The sequence below is a fragment of the Flavobacterium cupreum genome, assembly GCF_003996965.1.
In the GTDB taxonomy this organism is placed as follows: Bacteria; Bacteroidota; Bacteroidia; order Flavobacteriales; family Flavobacteriaceae; genus Flavobacterium; species Flavobacterium cupreum.
The window spans coordinates 38,704-59,006 of the sequence record NZ_QWDM01000006.1; the positions used below are offsets into that span (position 1 = coordinate 38,704).

Sequence of the window (20,303 nt, forward strand, 5' to 3'; positions counted from 1 at the left end):
TTAATAAACTTTACTTGTTTGGGCCAAACAAGAAATACAAAGTTTCAATTAGACGATGATGATAGATTAACAATAACTTTAAATGGTAATGTAGAAGTGCTAAAGTAAAAAATGAAACTTTAGTCGGCAAGTTCTCTGATTCATTGACCTATTTTTTTAATGAAAAAGGAATCCCAGACAAAATTATCTATTATGGTTTGGGCTTAGATGTAGTTTTGGCAAAAAAACTCGTAAATGAAGAAGTTCATTACACCTTTAAAGAAGGAAAATTACTTTCAAAGCTGAATAAACTTAGCTTTGGCAATGACGGCGACGTTTATGAATATAATGAAAACTGGAATCTGACCTTATTAAAAGAATATTATACAAATATTCTAGTTAAAGAAACTTCTTTCAAGTATGATGATAAAAATAGAGTGACTGAAAAAACAGAATATCTTTTTGGAGGATTCAGTGATTATAATCCCAAAACTCAAGAAGGAAAATCAAACTACCTGCGCGGAATTGAGAAATATGAATATAACAATCGTGACAAAGTAGTTTTAAAACTTTCTTATAAATTCTGGGAAAACAAAACAGTTGAGATGACTCAATATAAATATGATGAACATGACAATTTGATAGAAGAAGCTAACTGTTTAAGCTATGGAGATCCTAATTGTACAATCAAACCATTGTTTGCATATGAGTATAATTCTAAGAATCTACTCGCTAGAAAATATCAATTAGCAAAGTTCTCTCCGAATAATACTGACGAATATTATTTTTACGACGATAAAGGAAACGAAGTTGAAGTTAAGGGCATTTACATTTACCCCGATAAAGAACCATTTGTAGGTTATAATTATAAATCTGAATATGACAGGTTTGGTAACAAAGTAAAAGAGCAGGAAATTACAGGAAATTATAGAAGTATCAGATTTGAAAAATATAAAACACAAATTACTCAATATGATAATTTTCAAAATATGACTTTAGATGTATTCATAGCTTCAGACGGTTCATATATCAAAACAGTAAAGAAAGTTTACGATTATGATAAGAAAGGTAATTGGATAAATATGGAAACTTACGAAGGCAAAAATCAAAAGGATTTAAAACTCGTGGAAATTTCTAAACGAGAAATTAAATACTTTAATTAAATTAGCCACTTACCGATACTAATTATAGGGCTGGTCTTGTGTGCCTTGAACAATTGTTCAAACCAAGAAAGTTATATCTTAGCAGAGAATTCAGCTTCTTTTCCGCAACTGAAATATGCAAGTAAAACTTTAGACGTAATTTGTTTAGATTATGAGACATTATTGGACATTTATTGTAATATTCATATCGAATTGCGGATTCTCTCAATGCCATAATATCGACAAACTAAAATTAGGTGGAACATATATGTCCAAAACAAGTAATTATATTCCGTTCGAAGTAAAACATAAAGACAGTATTTATCATGATAGTGTCAGCTATCCAAATGATATGTATAAAATTAAAAAATATTCAGATTTTATACTTTCCAAAGCAGAAAATTATATCGTGACGCGCGCCAATAGAAGTTTTTATAATAAATTGAAACTTTATGGAGTGGAGGTAAATTATCCTGAATCGAACAAAATAAAGAATTATGACGATCAATCTTTATATGAACTTTCTAATTTTGAAGTTACCTACTGGATTATTTATACCTATGAAAAAGATAAATTTCGATATGCTTTTGGTTTAGAATTCAATAAAGATGGAAATATGATTTCTGAAGACAAATTTCCTGATTATTCTAAAAATAAAGATTTTGAAAATTTTATAAAGCCATGTAGCGCTTTACAGTTGGTAGAAAACAAAAAGCGGTTTAAAAACAAAAAAGTGGATTTCATAGAACTGGCTTATTTAGACGAAAAAAATTCATTTTGCTGGCTCATCCAGGAGAAATTGGAAATTGAAAAACTTGGCATTTCAAAATACGCTCTTGATATGTTTTATGTAAATGCAAATAGCAACAAGCTAGAGACTATTAAAAAGAAAAAGGGAAGTGTGATTGCATGTGGCATTAAATATTAAACTCGGTTTATTATTTCTACCACATTAAGCAAATCAGCTTTTTTTAAAGACGCGATTGCTTATCAGCGATTGCCTTAAGCATTTCACGTGATTATAATTGTTAGTTATCAAGTTTTTAAGCGTGCAGCAGGCTTTTCCATCACCTGAACACCATTGAGTTCAATTGTTTCTTTCTGCTCTGTATTTTCGGGAGTAATAGATAATTGTATCTTCCTCTCAACAGCAGCAAGTTCCGTTTTAAGCTCACTCAGTCGGTTTTCCTTAGACCACGTAACGTTTATCACTTCCTGAAGAACAGGTAGGTCTTTTTGTATTTCAGTAATTTTCTTTTTTTCCTGTTCCATATAACCTGGTAATTTTTCCAGTGCATTAAGAAAGTTCATAGCAGCCAGCTTTTCATCCTTAGCGATTAAACCGTTGTTGTATGTATATTTAATATTGCCTTCACCTTGTATCAAAAATCTGTTTACTCTTAAATCCACTCCGTCTTTTTCAGACATTTCTGTTTTTACCAAAAGCGTAAATCCGTACAATGTACCGATTTCTTCATATTGGCCTCCAGTGCGGGTTCTGTCTGCAAGCTGTCCTAGTTTTGTGCCAATCTGTTGTATATCGGCATCGGTTGATAAACCATCTAACAGGACAGGGTTTGCAATGGTGCCGTCAGAATGCTTTTGTATGCGCTCTTGTAAATTTTCCCAGTCAAGGCTCATCCTATTTAAACGGGACTGCGCATTATCCAGCAATTCCGTAAAGTCCTCCAGCTTGTATTTGGCACTGAACTTGGAACGGTTGAAAGCCTGTTTTTCGCTTTCCAGTCCAGCAATCTGCTTTTCCAGTTTGGCTTTGTCTAAAAGGTCGGTATTCCCAGAAAGGATAGCTACGTATTCAGAAAAATTCATTCCGGATTTTTCGTCCATACTTCCCTCATCAATGGTACGCTTGCCGAGACTGTTATTTTTTAACTGGTCAATGAAAAGCTGCTTATTGTACAGCAGGTTGAATTTATAGCTATCCAGTGATTTTTCTACCGCATAGATAATCACATCTACCTTATTATCGGCAAAGTGCTTGGCAATATCATTTCCTTTTCGGACTGCCCGGCCATCCCGCTGGGCAAGATCACTTGGTCGCCAAGGTGTATCCAGATGATGGACGGCAACAGCTCTTTTCTGTGCGTTTACGCCTGTACCCAGCATACCTGTAGAGCCGAACAGCACACGGATTTTCCCTTCATTCATTCCCTTGATAAGCTCTTTACGTTGGTTGTCGGTTTTGGCTTCCTGTATAAAGCGGACTTCATGTGATGCTATGCCGTGGTCTTCCACAAGTTTGCGTTTGATTTCAGAATAGACATTCCATTCATTGGGCTTGTAGGTTCCCAAATCGGAGAAAACGAACTGCGTTCCTTTCTGTGCATTATATTGGTTATGATACTTGGCAATATTTGCTGCACAATGCGAAGCCTTGCTGTCGGGGTGATCATCGTACCCACCACTTATCATACGCATATCGAGCGACATTTTACGGGCGTAATCCGTAGCGATGAGCATCTTTGCTTTTTCTTCGCTTTGAGATAGAGGCGCTCTGCCGAGTAAAGTCGCATTGCCTGTTTTGGCAAAGTCCATCAATTTCTGGATAAACATCTGCTGGTCTGGGGTAGGCGGAATATTGTATAGCACCTCGTTCTTTTCCGGACGGTCAATGCCTATATCTTTTGCGGTTCTATAATCCGTGATTTCGGAGTAGAACTGGGCAAGTTCCGGTACTTTGATAAAGTATCGGAAACGTTCTTTTGCCACGATATTGTTAGCCACCGAAAATTCATAATCGGTCGTTTTCCTTGCATAGATTGCTGCCCACGCATCAAAAGAATGGATGCCCTGTTTTTCCATTGCCTTGGGGCGCAGGTATTTGAAGAGCAGGTAAAGTTCCGTTAACGAGTTGCTGATGGTTGTTCCCGAAAGAAAAGTTGCTCCCATATCTGCATTGGTGCGTTCCTGAATGGTACGGATCGCAAAGAGCAGGTTCATTGCTTTCTGGCTTCCGTCTACATTGCCCAATCCTGCAACCCGCGAGTGCCTTGTATTGAACATCAGGTTTTTGAATTGGTGGCTTTCATCCACAAACAAATGGTCAATGCCCATCATCTTGAAGTCTACCACATCATCTTTACGGTTTTCAATATCGTGTTGCAGGGTTTTGAGCTTGACTTCGAGATTTTCTTTCCGCTTTATTACTCCGGCAAGCATCCCTCTGGTCACTTCTTTCCCTTGCGATTGAAGGGCATCGAGGTTTCGCTCCACGCTGTCCAGTTCTATTTTGAGGATTTCCTTTTGCATTTCAGGCGATTGCGGTATCATTCCGAATTGGTCGTGGGTGAGAATTACACAATCCCAATCGTTATTTTTAATATCCCCGAAAATCCGCAGGCGTTTTTGCGGTGTAAAATCTTCTTTGCCCGGAAACAGGATTTTGGCGTGTGGGTAAGCGGTACGATAAGCTTCGGCAATTTCATGAACATTGCTTTTTAGCCCGATAATCATCGGTTTGTGTGCCAATCCCAAACGCTTCATCTCCTGTGCTGCGGTACACATTACCAACGTTTTTCCTGCACCTACCTCGTGGTCGCAGATAGCACCGTTGTTCAGCTTTATCATCCAAACCGTGTCCTTTTGGCTTGAATATAGGTCTTTAATGCCCAATGCCTTACGGTCTAATCCCGGAAAGTCCTGATGCGTTCCCTCATAGTTCGGGCGCACAAAGCAGTTAAAAGTATCATTATATTGGTCAGTAAGCCTGTTTTTAAACGCATCGTTTTGGGCGTGAAGCCAGTCGGTAAAGGCAGTGCGGATTTCGTCAATCTTGGTATTCGCCATCTGCACGGCTTCCATATCCCGCACCTTGACCTCATTGCCGTCAACCATAATTTTCTTGGTAATATCCGGCGTGGTATTGACAAGGGCATGTTTGAGCAGGGCAACTCCGTCAAAGGTCCGGCTTTCTGCCTTGACAGCGTATTTGTCCCATATATGTACATTCTGCTGATTGCAGGTTACCGAAAAATCATCGGAACTTTCAGAATAATTAATGTTCACATCCGTATCGAACAGGTGCGAAGCAAACCGGGCATAAATACCTGTAGGTATCCATCGTTCACCAAGATTAAAATCCAGTTCTTCAAACTCAATTCGTCTTGGACGGGCTTCTTCTAGTACCGCAAGACTTGCTTTGGCCTGGGCATCATCGGGATTGTTTTCGATGTAGGTCCTTGCGTCCTGGGCTTTCTCCACTACGTTGCCTGCAATCCAGCGTTCGGCTATTTCATATTCCTTTCGCAATGGATTGTAGAAAATGCGTCCGTGCAGGGCTTCTTTCAAAGCATCGTCAGTCATTCCGCTGATTTCGGACATAAAGCCTAGATCCACGATTCCGTATTTGTTCAGGGATGCCGCTAAGGCTTCTTCAGGATTGTCGGCTGCTATGGCTGGGGTAGAGAAACTTACAGGACGGTTGAATATATCGGCCTTGTGTACCACGCCGCCAACAACACGTTCCAAATAAGGGATTTCCTTACCCGCACTGTCTGTCTTTATAAGCTTAATATTATCGGCACTGTTGAGATTGCCGTACCTTTTGGTGAAGGCATCATATAGGCGGTTAAGATTTTCCCTTCCTTCTTTGTGCTCTCTCTGAAACTTCGCCTCTTTGGTATAAAGCTCCTGATAATTATCTCGTACAGCAATGTACGCTTCGGCTCTTGCTTTCTGAGAGATTGGTAATTGTAGCGGATGGAATACAGCCGTACCGCCTAAAGTATCGACATCTTGCAGATGACCCACCCAGCCATTGTCCGCCACAAGGCAGTCGTTTCGATGGAACGGTTGCAGTCCGCCACTATAAGGAGCAGGTTCGTAAATGGCTGGCTGAGCAGCTTGGTCATTCCCGCCAGAAAACGAAAACAAATCGCCTACGGCTTCTTGTTTTTGACTAATGAAAGCCGTATTGGTAACTGGAGGTGTGTAGGATTGATGCATCGCACTACTAAACAGGTCAGGCTGGCGGCCTGTCGCACGCTTGATTTTATTAGTGCTCTGTTTTTTAGTTGTTGCAGCCCTTTTGGGTTCAGGAAGAACCGCTGCGGGCTCGTTTATATTTTCAAACAGGTCAAAAATGCTCAACTGCTTTAATTCCTGCGGATTTTCCCGATGGATGCTGACAGGTTCGATTACCCGAGGCGTTATGGGAATTTGGATAACAGGCTCATCGTTGCGCTTGCCATTGTATAAATTCAAATTCAGGTGCTTGACAAAATCTTCGGAAAGCATTTGTTTAAGATCTTTAGCAATTCCGTTAACGCCGTCTTTGTGGATGTAAATTAAAGCTGGCTGTCCATATGGGTCAGTAGCTAATTTACGGTCGGTATGCACAATCCTTGTACTGTCCTGAAACAAGGCATTGCCCGGAGTGTTGTTTTCCGTTTGCCTGCTTTGGCAAAACAGCTCTTCTGTTTCGCTCAGGCTTTGTTTTGCCGTATTCTTTTGCAGGATGATCAGGTCGCTGCCAACTTCCGTACCCGCATATTCGGTAAACAGGTTATTGGGGAGCCGAACAGCTGAAACCAGATTGTTATCCTGCATCAAAGCCCTGCGTATTAGTTCGTTTTTTGGGCTGTTGAGAATACCCTGCGAGGTAATATAAGCCAGCAAGCCGCCCTCACGGAGCATATCAGCTCCTTTTAAAAAGAAATAATTATGTATGCTTCGTGCAGCCTGCATTTTTGCTGTGTCTTTGCTTCGGGAATAGGAAAGATCGAATACGGAAGTATCGCCGAAAGGGATGTTGCTGGCGATTATATCATAGCTGTTTTGTTCCTTTTCGAGGATCTCCTCAAAACCACTGATTCGGATATCGTTTTGGGGATACAGCTGTCTTAAAATCCTGCCCGTCAGCAGATCCTTTTCATACGCAGTAATATTGAATTTTTGATTTTCTGAAAAGGATTGTATAAATGAGCCGATACCTGCGGACGGTTCAAGGAATTTATCGATGTCCAGACCATTCTCACGAAAGGTTTTGGAAATCGCATCTATGACCTGTGGTGGTGTATAAAAAGCCGTCAGTACTGAACTTTTCATACTATCCACATACCTGTGGTATTGCTTATCGTCTTGCGAATTTTCCTTGAGCAGCTGGTGTAGTTCGCGGGTAATAGGAAAAAGGTCATGTTCGGTCTTTCTCCAATTATTGATATCAATTTCATTTGCTATGGGGTTCAGAACGAATTTAAGACCGCCAAATCCGCTGTATTGCATCATTAGCAGTCTTTCGCCTGCGGTGGCTTGTCGTGCCTCCTTTTCCAGTTTAAAAGCAATTCGCAGAGCATCAATGTTCTGTTGGAGATGCTGCTTTTTATTGAAGCTCATTTTCCTGTATCCATATTGCGATGGTCCCGGTCACTTCGGTATAGAGTAAGTCAAACTCATAACCGTATGCGAAGTCATCAGTTAGCTTATATCTGGAGAAAACAGGCTCACAAACAGGGAACATTTTCAAGGCGAATGGTAGTAGTTCTTCGTCTGCCATTATCGTATCAAATTCATTGCAGACCACCTCAAAAACCGTATCGAATTTGGAGAAGTACAAGCCTTCAAAAAGGATATAATTTGCTATTTCAGTGCATTGCTCAATAATGTTTCCCGAACTAAATGCGCCCTGATAAGCATTGGCAGCCCACGAGGAACGTTGCTCAATAAACTTTTGGTCGTTTGCCTTTTCGGGAAAGCTGTTGTTAAGTAATTCTTGCAGTCGTAATCTAAAATACGATAGGTCTTTTTGCTGTGTATCCATACTATAATTTTGTTTATAATTTTACCTGAAACTTAAAATTATAGAAGTAGATAAGAGCCTTTGACGAAGTTGAATGATTTGGCTTTGTGCGGCAGGATTTGGCGCTAAAGATGCCTCTATAAATCCCGAAGAAAAAACAAAACCCTATGAATTATCAGAGGGTCTGTTTATGGGTGATTTAAGATTTGAAGCATCCTGCCGACCTCAATATCCATTCTCGAAAAGGCAAACCATTTTTTGCCCAGGTCTTTCAGTGATGCTCCGATATGATAAAGTTCGGTATCGTCAATAATTAAAAAGCGGTCGTGCGAATCTGATAAAATCTCAATCTCAATAGGAGGATATTGGCTGTTGTAACGCTGCAAATCTAATCGTAATTGATTGCTGATATTTTTGGTATAGATTTTTGCAGTAACATTATTATTCCGTTTGTTCATTAAGGTCAATACTGTGTCATCCACATAATTATCCAGGAGGATAATGGAACTTCCAGCACTTCGGATAATATCCGATACAAAAGTGTGGGCATCGAAAACCTGCCCATTGTAGAAAACACCTTTTTCGTTGTGGAGCTTATCGCTTTCCAAAGCCTTAAAAACCTCCTCAAATTTTCGATCGGTTTCCAATTGTTTCAGTTCAATCCTATCCAGACGATGAAATAGAGTGGCATTGCTGATAAGCATCCTGCGCATTTCTACAAAGGCTTCCATAATCTCAACACTTATTTTAACGGCAATATCCGAACGGAGTATGGCAGAAGCCATTGCAATTCCTTGTTCTGTAAACACATAGGGCAAATAACGTCTTCCGCCGTAACTTAAACTTGAGGTTCCAATTTGGAACCTCAAGTTATCGGCTTCCTCTTCGGTCAGTTGAAAACAAAAAGAAGCAGGAAACCTTTCAAAGTTTCTTTTTACAGCCTTGTTGAGGTTCTTTGTTTCCACCTGGTATAAGGAAGCCAGATGGCTGTCCAGCATCACTTGTTTGGCACGTACGGAATAAATCAGACTTTTGATTTCCATTGTGCTAATGGTAGGCTTATTTTCCATTACTTTTTATTGATTTTATTTTTGGCAAACTCAAAAGATGTTTTGTAATCGTCATTCAACACGATATAAGCATCGAATTTCTTTCCTGCCCTGCTTTCCATTCCTTTGATAAGTGAGGTTTTCCTTCTATTTACTAGGCTTTCAATATCGGCTATGCCGATTTGTACGCCACATACATTCCGGAACTGGACCCAGCTGCAAACTTCATCGGGACACTTCACTATTTTATCACGGATAATTAGCCCGTGGCTTTTACATTTGGGGCAAGTGAGTTTAGGCAGGTTGTCGATGGCAATGGAAGTCTGCAGCAGTTCATTAGTAATAGATGAAGCATAGTTTTCCATTTCCTTTTGAAATGCACCGGCATCACCTTCATTGTTTTCTATTTTCTGCAAGGCAAGTTCCCATTCGGCGGTCATTGCCACATCTGCAATTTTCCTGTTTTTGACCAGCTCATATACCAGCAAACCTTTTTCGGTCGGGATTAACGATTTTTTTTCTCGTTGGATATAAGTGCGGGCAAACAGGGTTTCAATAATCGCCGCCCTTGTAGCCGGAGTTCCGATACCGATATTTTGCAAGGCTTTGCGTTCTTCTTTATTTTCGATTTCCTTTCCGGCACTTTCCATAGCAGACAATAATCCTGCTTCGGTATAAAGCACAGGCGGTTTGGTTTTCTTTTCCAAAACAGAGGCTTCCCTTATTTTGAGTTCGTCGCCCTTTTTCAGTTCGGGCAGTTCTTCCATAAGTTCGACTTCTTCATCGGAGAAGCTCCCTTTGATAGAACGCCAACCAGGTTCAATTATCTTACAGCCTTTTATGGTAAAATCGTAATGCAATGCCTGTAAAGCAACATCAGTTATCTCCTTAATACAGGATTGTGAAAGGGCTTCGAGCAATCGAAAGGCAATCATGTCATACACCGCATTTTCCTTAGCATTCAGCATTGACGGGATTTTATCTGTAATCAATAATCCATGATGGTCAGTTACACGTAAATCGTTCACGATACGTTTATTAAAACGGCCCCATTTCACTTGGGATAAGGTTTGTTTAATGTTTTCCTTATTTTGTAAAGTCCTTACGAGGCTGGGAATTTCGGCCCACATATCTTCAGGAATATATTTGCTTCCTGTACGTGGATAGGTAATAAATTTCTTTTCATAGAGGCTTTGGGCAAGATTGAGCGTTTCTTCGGCGGACAAATTCAGCTTTTTGTTGGCTTCTTTTTGCAGTCCTGTGAGGTCGAACAATAAAGGCGGCGGCTCTGTAATGCTTTTTGTTTCTACAAATATAACCGTTGCCATATCGCCTCGCTGAATGGCTTTCAGCGTATCACCGGCAAGTTTTTGGTCGTCCCATTTGGTTTTGGAAAGGCTTTTAAAAGCTGTTCCTGCTTTGCTATGCAATAATTGGATCTGCCAATAGTTTTTTACCGGGAAATTTTTGTTTTCTAAATATCGTTTGCATATTAGGGCGAGTGTTGGCGTTTGTACCCTGCCAAGCGAGTAAACTCCGTTGCCTGCGGCAATGGAGAGCGCCTGTGTAGCATTGATGCCCACCAGCCAATCGGCACGGCTTCTGCCTTGTGCCGCCTGATACAATCCGTCAAATTCTTTCCCGTCTTTGAGATTATCAAAACCTTGTTTAATGGCTTTTTCGGTAAGGGAGCTTATCCAAAGCCGTTCAAAGGGTTTGCTGCATCTGAGGTATTCATAAATGTACCTAAAAATGAGTTCCCCTTCTCGTCCTGCATCGGTAGCTACGATAATGCTGTCACTTTTATTAAATAGCTCTTTGATTACTTTGAGTTGTTTCAATGCTCCGCTATCAGCTGTATAAGTTTTATCCTTTTTTACCTTACGAACAGTCAATATAAATGGGTTTGGAAGTATCGGCAGTGATGCTTTGTCAAATCCTGATATTCCGTAATCTTCTGGCATTCCCAATCCTATAAGATGACCGAATGCCCAGGTAACAAAATAGCCGTTACCTGTAAGGTAGCCGTCCTTTTTATCGGATGCTCCCAAAAGTCCGGCTATTTCCCTTGCTACGCTTGGTTTTTCTGCAATTATTGTTTTCATACATCTTACATTTTACGTCCTCTGGATTTGGCAGGTGCGTCGGATGCCTCCTGTTGTTCCTGTTGCTTTCTGTTGTTGGCATTTGTTTGGCCAGATTCCAGGGGCTCTTTGATATTCTTGGTTGCCTCATTGGTTTTGCCTTCTGAATTGACGGCAGTCTGCGTTTTATGTGCTTCTGTAGGTTTGGCCTGTTCCTTAATCTTGTCCGGATTTTGGAAAGAAAAATCCGTTTTATTGGTTTGCTTGTTGAAAGTGATATAGCCATTGTATTCCTTTCCGTTCTTATCAACCAATCCGCTTACATAAACCGTCTGGCCATCTTTGAACTTTTGGTATTGCTCCTTGTCCAGCTCTTTGTCCCTGAAGATTTTCGGAACTTCGTGCGATTGGTTTTGCTGGTTGTCCTGCGACTGTTTGTTGGGGTTGTTCCTGTCGAACTGGAACTCTACAAAGCGTTTGTCTGCATTAAATTGTACGGTTGCATCGAACTGAGTTCCTTTCTTGGAAATCATTCCTTCTAAATAAAGCGGCTTGCCCTCCATTAAGGTTTGCTTCTGCTCATTATTAAGTTTTACACCTTTGAGCTCGTCAGGGATTTTGATGAACTCAGTTCGTAATGCCACCAGCTCATTGGTGAGCCTGTCCACACTGATAATAGAGGGAATGGTCTCTCCTGGATTTTTGGAATTGGCCAGATTGACCACACGCCCCATATTGCCTGTTTCGAGCAGGTTGTTCTTGTCTGCCTGGCTGAAGCTATGCCCGAAAAACTCAAAGTTCAGGTTGGGCTCTTTGCGGATTCCGTGAATGGCAACGACTACCTGTCCGTCGTCATTCGACTGCAGGGATAATCGGGCATCCATTCTTGTAACCGCGGTTCCCAAATTTAGGCTTACAGGTACAAGCTCATTTGTCTTGTAACCTTTAAGCAGCGGGTCGAGCAGGTTCATTTTTTCAAGTTTTTCTTTACTTAATCCCAAGTTGTTCATGGTTTCCCAATCAATCTGTTCCGGTTTGTATTTATATTCATTTTTGTCCGGGGTGGTCTGCGTTGTTTCCATAGTATTTTTATTTTCTTGTTTATGATTCTCTTTTACTTCTGTCTTCACTTCGTGCTGCTTCAATAGCTTATCCCCCTCAGGCGTTGGGTGATCTACCTGTTTTTGCATTTCTTTTGCAAGATTAATAGTCAATGGTGCGGGAATTTTGAAGAAGGAAAAATTGGTAGGGTTCTTCAGCTGGCTGAAAAAATTGGAAAAGAAGTTGGAAAATAAATCCCCTTGCTTATCCACCCGCATGAACTGGTTCTGGTTTTTTTTTGTAGGTTCAACAGTTTCCAGTTTTCCATTTTCGTCAATGCCCTTTACAGCCATAATTTTCATTTTTTCCTTGTCCAGTACTAATAATATGTCCGATAGCTGTTCGGGCATTTCCGGTTTATTTGTTTTTTCTTCGCTCATAATCTAAAAATTTAAAGTTTACTGTCGAAATTAGAATAGGAATTATCTTTCTAGTGTTAAATGGCTTACGCTGGCATTATTTGTCACTTGCTGGCTTTTGCTTTGGGCACAGGAGCGGTAAAACTTTCCCTGACGAACTCGTGAATATCTGAGAGCTTATAGTAAATTTTCCCGCTGATTGTATAATAGGGCAGCCGGCCTTTCGAGCGGTATCTTTGCAGTGATCGTAAACTTATCTTGAGCATTTGAAGAACATCCTGATTGTCCAGAAACTCTTCTCCATCAACAGCAGTATGCTGATTCTTACTTCTGCTTACAGCTTCCATAAGGATGTCGAACCGCTCCATGATCCGGTCCATCCACGCCGTGAATTCAATTCTATCTATATTCATAGTCCCTTTTTTTGATTTAACACCACAAAATTGAGACATGAAAAAAGTATTTTCTGCCAAGTCCTGCCCATTGGCAGAGACGATTTTTTAACCAACAAAAGCACTATTTGTGCTGGAAAACAAATTTTAGAGTAGATTAATTGGACACTAGACAAGGGATTTTAGCTTCTGCCAATTGGCAGATATGGGCAATAAAAAAGCAGTGCCTTTGGCACTGCTTTAAGTAAAGCGATCTATTGTCAAACCTACAGTTCTTTATCCATATATTGTTCCAATGACAACTTAAGATGATCAAGAAATGATGTTCTTGTCCCAGCCCTGTCTTTCATCCGGTGAAAGGAATGATGCACATCGCCGAGCGGTACGCGAAAAAGTATTTGAAAGACAAGCGTAATTTTGCGGATACCAATTTTTCCATTCGATATCACTCCCGAAGCGTAGAGCGCATATATGAGTTCGATAAGCGCATTTTTAGAATCTGTCCAGAAAATATCCTTTGTGGACTCAGGGTTATTTAATAAAGAGCCTGAATGCTCTTCCGGGTTTATTTTCGTTAGCAGATAAGTATAAATTAATTCATTGGCCATAATCCTGGCAACTTTAGAATCATAATAGGTAGAAAACTGGTTGTCTATCTCAAAAACATAACTGTTGAGCCCGTCCCTGTAATTAATCTTTCCCCTCGTGAAATATTCCTCATCACGGTCGCTTCTTCCCGACCTATAATAGCGATAAAAATGAGATCCGCAGATATGTTCTTTAAATTCCTGCTTGAGCTGCCCAAGCTGGCTAGCGAAAAATTTCTGGTACATCTTGCCGTCCTTTACAGGGCAGACTGTCTCGATTCGAAATATTTTGTTATAATAAATCAATTGTCCTAAAATCTGAGGCTTGATATCGCGGAAAAATTCTATTTCCTCTGCTGGGGTTTTAAATCCTTCCTTTAGAATGTAGTCCCGGGTGGTATTGAGCAGTTCTTTGAGATAGAGTGTCATTTGGTAAGCCTCATCGATGAGATGGGAAGTTTCCCGCGAAACTTGATCTTCTTTAATACGGATTTCGGAAATAATTGCATTCAGTGATTTCATAGCTCATATGGTTTTAATGTAATACCTTTCAAAAAAACTTATGGACTATATAAACATTACTGTGCTTACTGACAAATACATGCTATACGATTAAGATGGGGCTATTCACAAGCAAATCAATTATGAAATGATATTACGGTTCAGTAGATTTACAGTTGTATTGTAAGAACGGATTAAAATTTTAGGTTATGGCGATATTGGGTTGGGGTTAATTTGGTGTGTTTTTTAAAAAAATTGCTGAAAGATTGAGGATTTCTAAAATTCAAATGCTCGCCGATCTTATTAATGGCTAGAGTTTTGTCTTCAAGCAATACATATGCTTCTGATACGATAGCCATCTCAATATATTGTTTGAGAGGCATGCCGATTATTTGACGGACAGCCTTGCCCAGGTAGCCCCTGCTGATATATAAAGAATTAGCATAAAAACTTACCTCATGGTGTACTCTGCAGTGCTGCCGGACCAGTGTCATGAAGCCCATAACGATTTTTTCCCTGCGGTAGTGGACTGCAGTTATATTTTCGCTGTGCTTATAGCATAACGCGCTAAATTCATAGAGTATAAGGTTGACATAGAGCAGCACCATTTCTTCCTGAAAAATGCTGTCCCTACTGGAAATCTTTTTCTTAAGAAATCCAAAGACCTGTATCAGGTAGCTCATTTCAGTCTGCGTAAGTGATATTACAGAAGGCAGATAGCCGGCTAGAACTTCTATATATCCGATACCGGATCGTGAAAACCTGTTGGTGATGGCAAAATCCCTTTTACAGGACATAAAGCAGACCCTCACGGAAGATGTCAGCTTAATGACCTCAGCCGTTCTGGGAACTGCATACATATCTCCTCGGTAAAGTGAAACAGTTGAAGTTCCGTCCATAAAGTATATAGTGCCGGAGAGTACTATAATCAAAGAAAACCAGTCTGGATTCAGCCGGGTTCTGCAGGCCTTCACAGATTTAAAACCGGCAAGATGCAGGACTTTTAATTCCTTTTGCCAGCGTCCATTTTTTAAGGTGTCCAAAATGTTATTATTTTTTATTAATAAAATGCACTGAAAGCGTCTGTGCTTGGTCAGCTATTTTTTGTATAGCAGGAGCATAGGGCTGTAAAGACAAATAGGATATTGAATAGCACAGGAATTAGTAAAACATAAACAAAGTCGTGTGGATCGGAGCTCTTAAGCCCCCCGTCAGCGAGATAACCCACCATTTCATCATAGTTCAGAAGATCTATGATGAAATAAAGGCTACCTACATTCACTGTTATGAGCAGAAAACTTGCAGTTATAGCAAAAGCTCTCTCATAACGTTCCAGCAGAATATTTATCCAGTTCACTGCGTGGGGTTGTTGCCTTGAAATAGTTCGACGGTTATTGCCATTTTTAACCCCAGAACCAGATTTTGCTCTGCACCACAAACCGTCGCTGCAATACTGGTAACGTTGGTTTCCCAGTCTTTATCCTTTCTTTTCTTCTCATAGGCTGCATATCGGGCAACTGAAGTAGCAGTTAGGATTATACGTTTATCCTCAGCAGAGAATCCAGTATTGGCGAGAACACTCGCCTCATAAGAAACAATAGCCGACTGGATATCTTCATAGGAACCAGCGGCAACTAAAGGAAGGTTGTTTACAAATATTATGAAATTTGCCTTGGCACTTGCCCCCATTGTACATGCTGTCAACACATCAGTAATAGCATTTTCGTTGTTTGCTAGCAATGTGATCTCCGGCAGTCTTCCGGACAAATTATAATGGCTGGATAAAGGCATCACCTCGGGGTGGGCAGCTGAAACCGAATCAACTAAACTAGCGATCTCTTCAATAGACTGTGAATTATAGTCGGTTTCGTCGATAATCTCCAGGATTTCATTATGCATACTTCCGGCGATGTCGAATGGATTCGCTGGATTCGCTGGATTCACAGGCCCGATGCCTGATTTTTTTGCGCTTTCAGTTAGATGCGCAGTTTCAGAAGTTTCACCTGTATAATCATTTGAACAGGCAATAGTGAATAGTGGCAGGATTGCCAGCAATATTTTTAAATTTTTCATGTGTACTAGTGTTAAATGTTACTGATTACTTTTTTTCGTCAGTTCATTTTTCACCTCGAGGGAAAGCAGAACGATGCTGGTTTAAGCCAGGCTTTGCTTTTGAATTCAGAGCAAAACTATGTGCTAAATGCGCGACTGACAAATGGTTGTCTGGACATTTACAGCATTTTTACTAGCATTTTTCTGAAAATCGACACAGCTTTTTTTGCGTACGCTTTGTAGGTTTTTCCTGTTTTTATATTATATTTGATATATTCATCTCTATTTCATCTGCCCCAACTCTCGCTATGATACTTATGGTATAAAATGGGAGTTTCTACCAATGGAAATAGCTTAAACTTAACCTATGATTAAAAGATATTTCCTTACAATATCTTTATGCTTTAGTCATTGTATACATGCACAAAAGCATATGATTCAAATTCCTGATTCGTTAAATGGTAAGGATTTTGATTATCTCTTTGACCGTATCGAAGATGATCGTATAAGTGATGGTTCTCGTTCAGTATACCTGATCTCATTTCTGATAAAGGCCAGGACGGAGGAAAATTGGGAAGAACTTTCCAATGCTTATAAGAATTATGTCCATTATGCCCCGGACCAGCTTAAGCTGGTCTACGCCGATAGTATGGTTTGGGCAGCCAAAAAATCAAACATCGATGAAGTTATAGGATCAGCATACCTGTCCAAAGGCATCTCGTATTATAGACAGAAACGCCTTAAAGAGGCAATGGATATTTATTTGGTCGCTGACCATTATGTTAAAAAAACAAATGATCCATACCTCATCCACAAAACCAAATATCAAATTGGGCAGATAAAATTTTATCTGGGATATTACAAGGAAGCAACCGCACTTTTTAAGGAGTGTATCGGTTACTTTAAGCACACCAACGTCAGGGCATACTTAAACTCGCTGCACGCATTGGGCTCCTGCTATAAGATGGTAGGCAATCACGGCCTGTGCACAACGATTAATCGGACAGGAATAGAAGAAGGAATCAGGACTGGAAACATTGATATGGAACCAAACTTCATATTTTGTGAAGGAGTAAATCAATGCATGATCCATAACTACACGCTAGGCGTAGAAAAAATACAATCTTCACTGCCCGCTATTCGCGCCAATAAGGATTTCTCTAATGAAATGGTTGGATACTTCTATTTAGGAAAGGCTTACTGGGGTCTGAATGATAAGGAAAAGGCAGTGGCATACTTTAAAAAAGTGGACGCAATGTATCTAAAAAGAGATTACATGCGTCCAGATCTCAGGGTAGCGTATGAGTTTTTGATTACCTATTACAAAGACAAAAAAATGATCAAAACACAGCTTTACTATGTTGAGAAATTACTTGAGATAGATAAAAAGCTGCACCTTACCTATACCTATCTTCAGGGAAAAATTCGTAAAGAATATGATACGCAACAGCTTGTGGAAGAGCAAAAGGATCTTAGGAGTTCCCTTGATGTTCGAAAACATAATGATCAGATATTTTTGTCCATAATCAGTATCATGTGCATCGTTATTGTCTACGGGATAATAAAGTATTTTAAGAATAAAAAGGAAGCAAGGAAAAAATATGAAGAATTAGTGCAAAAAATTGAAGTGGCTGATAAGGCTAAAGTTTACAAAGGAGATGAGTCCGATTTTTCAATAAGCAAGGATGCCGAAGAGGCCGTTTTACACAGCTTGAAGAAATTTGAAAAAAGTAAAAAGTACCTTGAAAAGGATTTGAATCTAACCAAACTGGCAGTTTACTGCAATACTAACACCAAGTACTTATCACTGATTATTTTTCGTCACAAGAATAAAAAATTCAATGGATACATCAATTGTCTTAAGGTAGATAATATTGCCCAGAGGATTAGAAATGAAAAAGTGCTTCAGAACTATACCCACGATGCCCTTGCCGAAGAAGCAGGCTTCAGCAGTACCCGAAGGTTTGTCAAGGCCTTTGTTAGCTGTACCGAAATAACGCCGAAATATTTTATTGAAGAATTGAAAAAGGATGACAGTGCATTGTAAGACAATTATACAAACCAGATACTTTATAGTGTGAGTACAAAATTATTAAAGATCATTGGAATTCATCAGTGTAAAAGAGGCCTTGAGACTATTAAAGATTTCCTTTGGCTCTGACGATGCCGCCACCGCGGTCCGCGATTCTGTTAACTGCTCAATTGTCTTCGGATTCACTTTCTTTTTAGTTGCCGTTGTGATTAGCTTATTGTAAGCCTTGTCCAGATAAGCTTTGACCTGTTCAAGTTTCTTTTCAAATTCCTTTTTTGTAAGTATGAAATTGCCGACATTGGCATGTTTAAAATTGTAGTGCTTTACCAGTAAATCTTCCCAGGTATCCGTATTGGCACCATGTTTGAACCGGTCGCAGTCCCAGCACCTGCGGATAAAAAATTCATAAGTTGTGTTGTCCATTCTATGTCTTGCTGTATTATAGTAATAAGTCGTCAAAAATTAAACCAGCAAATTAATAGAAAGTAATTGGTTTTTCCCAGAAGATTGCGGAATTAAGACTCAAGATATCGATGATACATCTTTTGAGTATTCCTTAAGTTTTTCAGATGCTTCAGATTTGTCCTTAAGTGTTGATGTAATTATTGAGAGTTATTTATTGTGGCCATGTTTTGTCAGGACGACACCCGTGCTCTCCGCTGTATCTTTTTCCTTGAAAAAGGATGTCGCTGCGATCACTGTCGCAAATGTTATAATGGAGAATCCATGAGTTTTTTTTTCAATCTCTCATATTCCTCTTCAGTAAGAGCGCCGGAATTCTTTAGATCAACAAGCCGTTGCAGCTCAATGCCAATATTGCTCACCTCATCGTGAACTGTTTTTAAAGGATTTCGGCTGCTCTTATATTCCTGTATGTATTGATTGACTATCCCGGAAAAATGTACCGCCTTGCTAAGATGTGTCTCGCCCATTTGGGAAGTTACACCTTCCGTTCTTCTGATCCCGATATGACCGAAGTTCAAATAATGGCCTAAAAACCCGCTGGAAACAACGGAATCATACAAATCGAAAATTGGAATTTGTATCCGTGTTTTGTTCCATGGCAGGATACCTCTTGTTACTAGTAGTTCTGCACCATCAAAACTCCACGCAATACTGGCAAAGTTCAGCACTTTTATTACGTTGGAGATGGCTATTATGGGTCCGAATATCAAAATAACAGTAGCTAGCCATTTTGTTTGAAGGCCAAGCGCTACATAAATGAAAAATAAAGAAAGTAGAATAAGAATTGCTGGCTTTACATATACAATCCAGTGCTTTTTTGTGATGAGGTTTGTTGGTGCCATACATGATTTTTTAGAAGTAATGGGCTCGCAATTTTATGATTATATAAAATTGCAACAACGTTTACCTTAGCCCATTAAGGAAATATTTGTATACGTGAAAGATATGAAATATCTTCAATATTTAAAAAAATATAATTTAACGTTAGTATAAGAACATTTTCTTTATCACATTATTAATAAGTCTTAACAGACTTATTAATGTAAATTTTTCTATTTCCTTTCATAGTAACATTTAGAATATTGGTTGTGGCAAACCTTGTTAATATCACAGAAACATTTTTAGATTCAAAATCTAATTTATGAATTTCTTTCAAATTTTTAGTAACTTCATTAGTTGACCTTGGATCATTAAAATATCCGCTCTGTATTAAATCTCTAATTCTTTGAGTCAGTCTGGATTTTTCTAGCCTATCAGGAGTCAGAGGATTTTTAGATTTAACATCAAATTCGATATCCATCATTTCTTTTGGATGAATCCCTAGAGCAAAACAAACTCCTATGAAATAAGAAATGGTGGTTTCAGATCCATTTTCTATATCAGAAATAGTGTTATAGCTAAAACCAGTCATCACAACTAGATCTAAAATCTCCAGTTTTGCCTTGATTCTATAAGCTTTAATTCTTAAACCTAAAGTCTTTAATGCAGTTTCATTTTTATATCTAGCCATATCCAAATTGACAAATTCATTTGACTACAAAAAATATCTTTTAATGAAATTTTGTAGTTAAAAAAAAGTTGTATATATTTGATTTTTAAAATAAATTTGCGATTCTTCATATAAAAATATTTGAAGCTTTCGCTTTGAATCCTGTTTCAAAAAACTTGGCAGTTTAAACCCACAGGATGATAAGTAGATTGCTCACGCTTACGGGCGTGGGCTCACTTATTTGTGGGTGGGTATGCCAAGTACCTTTGAAACAATAAGCTGAGTTCCGCGCCTTTTTTTTGGCTATACCTCAA

At 39.3% G+C, this 20,303-nt stretch carries 15 protein-coding genes; 3 read left to right on the forward strand and 12 right to left on the reverse strand.

The window, feature by feature from the left end; all coding sequences use genetic code 11:
* Positions 1 to 197 precede the first annotated feature (197 nt).
* Positions 198 to 1,142, forward strand: a complete 945-nt coding sequence (locus tag D0817_RS10400) for a hypothetical protein (protein WP_127338337.1) — start codon at positions 198 to 200, stop codon at positions 1,140 to 1,142.
* Positions 1,143 to 1,293: 151 nt separating this feature from the next.
* Positions 1,294 to 2,049, forward strand: a complete 756-nt coding sequence (locus tag D0817_RS10405; protein WP_127338338.1) for a hypothetical protein — start codon at positions 1,294 to 1,296, stop codon at positions 2,047 to 2,049.
* Between the two features lie 107 nt (positions 2,050 to 2,156).
* Here D0817_RS10405 and D0817_RS10410 read toward each other — a convergent pair whose 3' ends face one another.
* The 9 genes from D0817_RS10410 to D0817_RS10450 form a co-directional block, all read right to left on the reverse strand.
* Positions 2,157 to 7,475: a helicase-like domain-containing protein gene (locus tag D0817_RS10410; protein ID WP_127338339.1), complete on the reverse strand. Its 5,319-nt coding sequence runs from the start codon at positions 7,473 to 7,475 to the stop codon at positions 2,157 to 2,159.
* Positions 7,462 to 7,899 (reverse strand): DUF1896 domain-containing protein, encoded by a 438-nt coding sequence (locus tag D0817_RS10415; protein WP_127338340.1) that lies wholly within the window; start codon positions 7,897 to 7,899, stop codon positions 7,462 to 7,464. Before D0817_RS10415 ends, D0817_RS10410 begins: the two co-directional genes overlap by 14 nt.
* Before the next feature lie 167 nt (positions 7,900 to 8,066).
* A complete protein-coding gene (locus D0817_RS10420; protein WP_127338341.1) occupies positions 8,067 to 8,948 on the reverse strand; it encodes an ORF6N domain-containing protein in 882 nt (293 codons plus the stop codon).
* The gene (locus tag D0817_RS10425) at positions 8,948 to 11,032 is read right to left on the reverse strand and encodes a type IA DNA topoisomerase (protein WP_127338342.1); all 2,085 of its coding nucleotides are present in this window, start codon (positions 11,030 to 11,032) and stop codon (positions 8,948 to 8,950) included. The genes D0817_RS10420 and D0817_RS10425 overlap by 1 nt, the downstream gene beginning before the upstream one ends.
* A gap of 5 nt (positions 11,033 to 11,037) precedes the next feature.
* Positions 11,038 to 12,492, reverse strand: a complete 1,455-nt coding sequence (locus D0817_RS10430; RefSeq protein ID WP_127338343.1) for a DUF3945 domain-containing protein — start codon at positions 12,490 to 12,492, stop codon at positions 11,038 to 11,040.
* 83 nt (positions 12,493 to 12,575) lie between these two features.
* Positions 12,576 to 12,884, reverse strand: a complete 309-nt coding sequence (locus D0817_RS10435; protein ID WP_127338344.1) for a helix-turn-helix domain-containing protein — start codon at positions 12,882 to 12,884, stop codon at positions 12,576 to 12,578.
* Positions 12,885 to 13,129: 245 nt separating this feature from the next.
* The gene (locus tag D0817_RS10440) at positions 13,130 to 13,972 is read right to left on the reverse strand and encodes an RteC domain-containing protein (protein WP_127338345.1); all 843 of its coding nucleotides are present in this window, start codon (positions 13,970 to 13,972) and stop codon (positions 13,130 to 13,132) included.
* 173 nt (positions 13,973 to 14,145) lie between these two features.
* A complete protein-coding gene (locus D0817_RS10445) occupies positions 14,146 to 14,994 on the reverse strand; it encodes a helix-turn-helix domain-containing protein (protein ID WP_127338346.1) in 849 nt (282 codons plus the stop codon).
* A gap of 310 nt (positions 14,995 to 15,304) precedes the next feature.
* Positions 15,305 to 16,024: a hypothetical protein gene (locus D0817_RS10450; protein ID WP_127338347.1), complete on the reverse strand. Its 720-nt coding sequence runs from the start codon at positions 16,022 to 16,024 to the stop codon at positions 15,305 to 15,307.
* Positions 16,025 to 16,436: 412 nt separating this feature from the next.
* Between D0817_RS10450 and D0817_RS10455 the strand changes: the two genes are divergently transcribed.
* On the forward strand, positions 16,437 to 18,050 hold the full coding sequence (locus D0817_RS10455) for a helix-turn-helix transcriptional regulator (RefSeq protein ID WP_127338348.1): 1,614 nt from the start codon (positions 16,437 to 16,439) through the stop codon (positions 18,048 to 18,050).
* A 45-nt stretch (positions 18,051 to 18,095) separates the two neighbouring features.
* Here the strand turns inward: D0817_RS10455 and D0817_RS10460 are convergent, their stop codons facing one another.
* From D0817_RS10460 to D0817_RS10470, 3 genes are all read right to left on the reverse strand, one after another.
* On the reverse strand, positions 18,096 to 18,458 hold the full coding sequence (locus tag D0817_RS10460) for a hypothetical protein (protein ID WP_127338349.1): 363 nt from the start codon (positions 18,456 to 18,458) through the stop codon (positions 18,096 to 18,098).
* Between the two features lie 287 nt (positions 18,459 to 18,745).
* Complete coding sequence (locus tag D0817_RS10465; RefSeq protein WP_127338350.1) at positions 18,746 to 19,342, reverse strand: SHOCT domain-containing protein; 597 nt, start codon at positions 19,340 to 19,342, stop codon at positions 18,746 to 18,748.
* 173 nt (positions 19,343 to 19,515) lie between these two features.
* Positions 19,516 to 20,010, reverse strand: coding sequence for a helix-turn-helix domain-containing protein (locus tag D0817_RS10470; protein ID WP_127338351.1), 495 nt, complete (start codon positions 20,008 to 20,010; stop codon positions 19,516 to 19,518).
* Between the last annotated feature and the right edge of the window lie 293 nt (positions 20,011 to 20,303).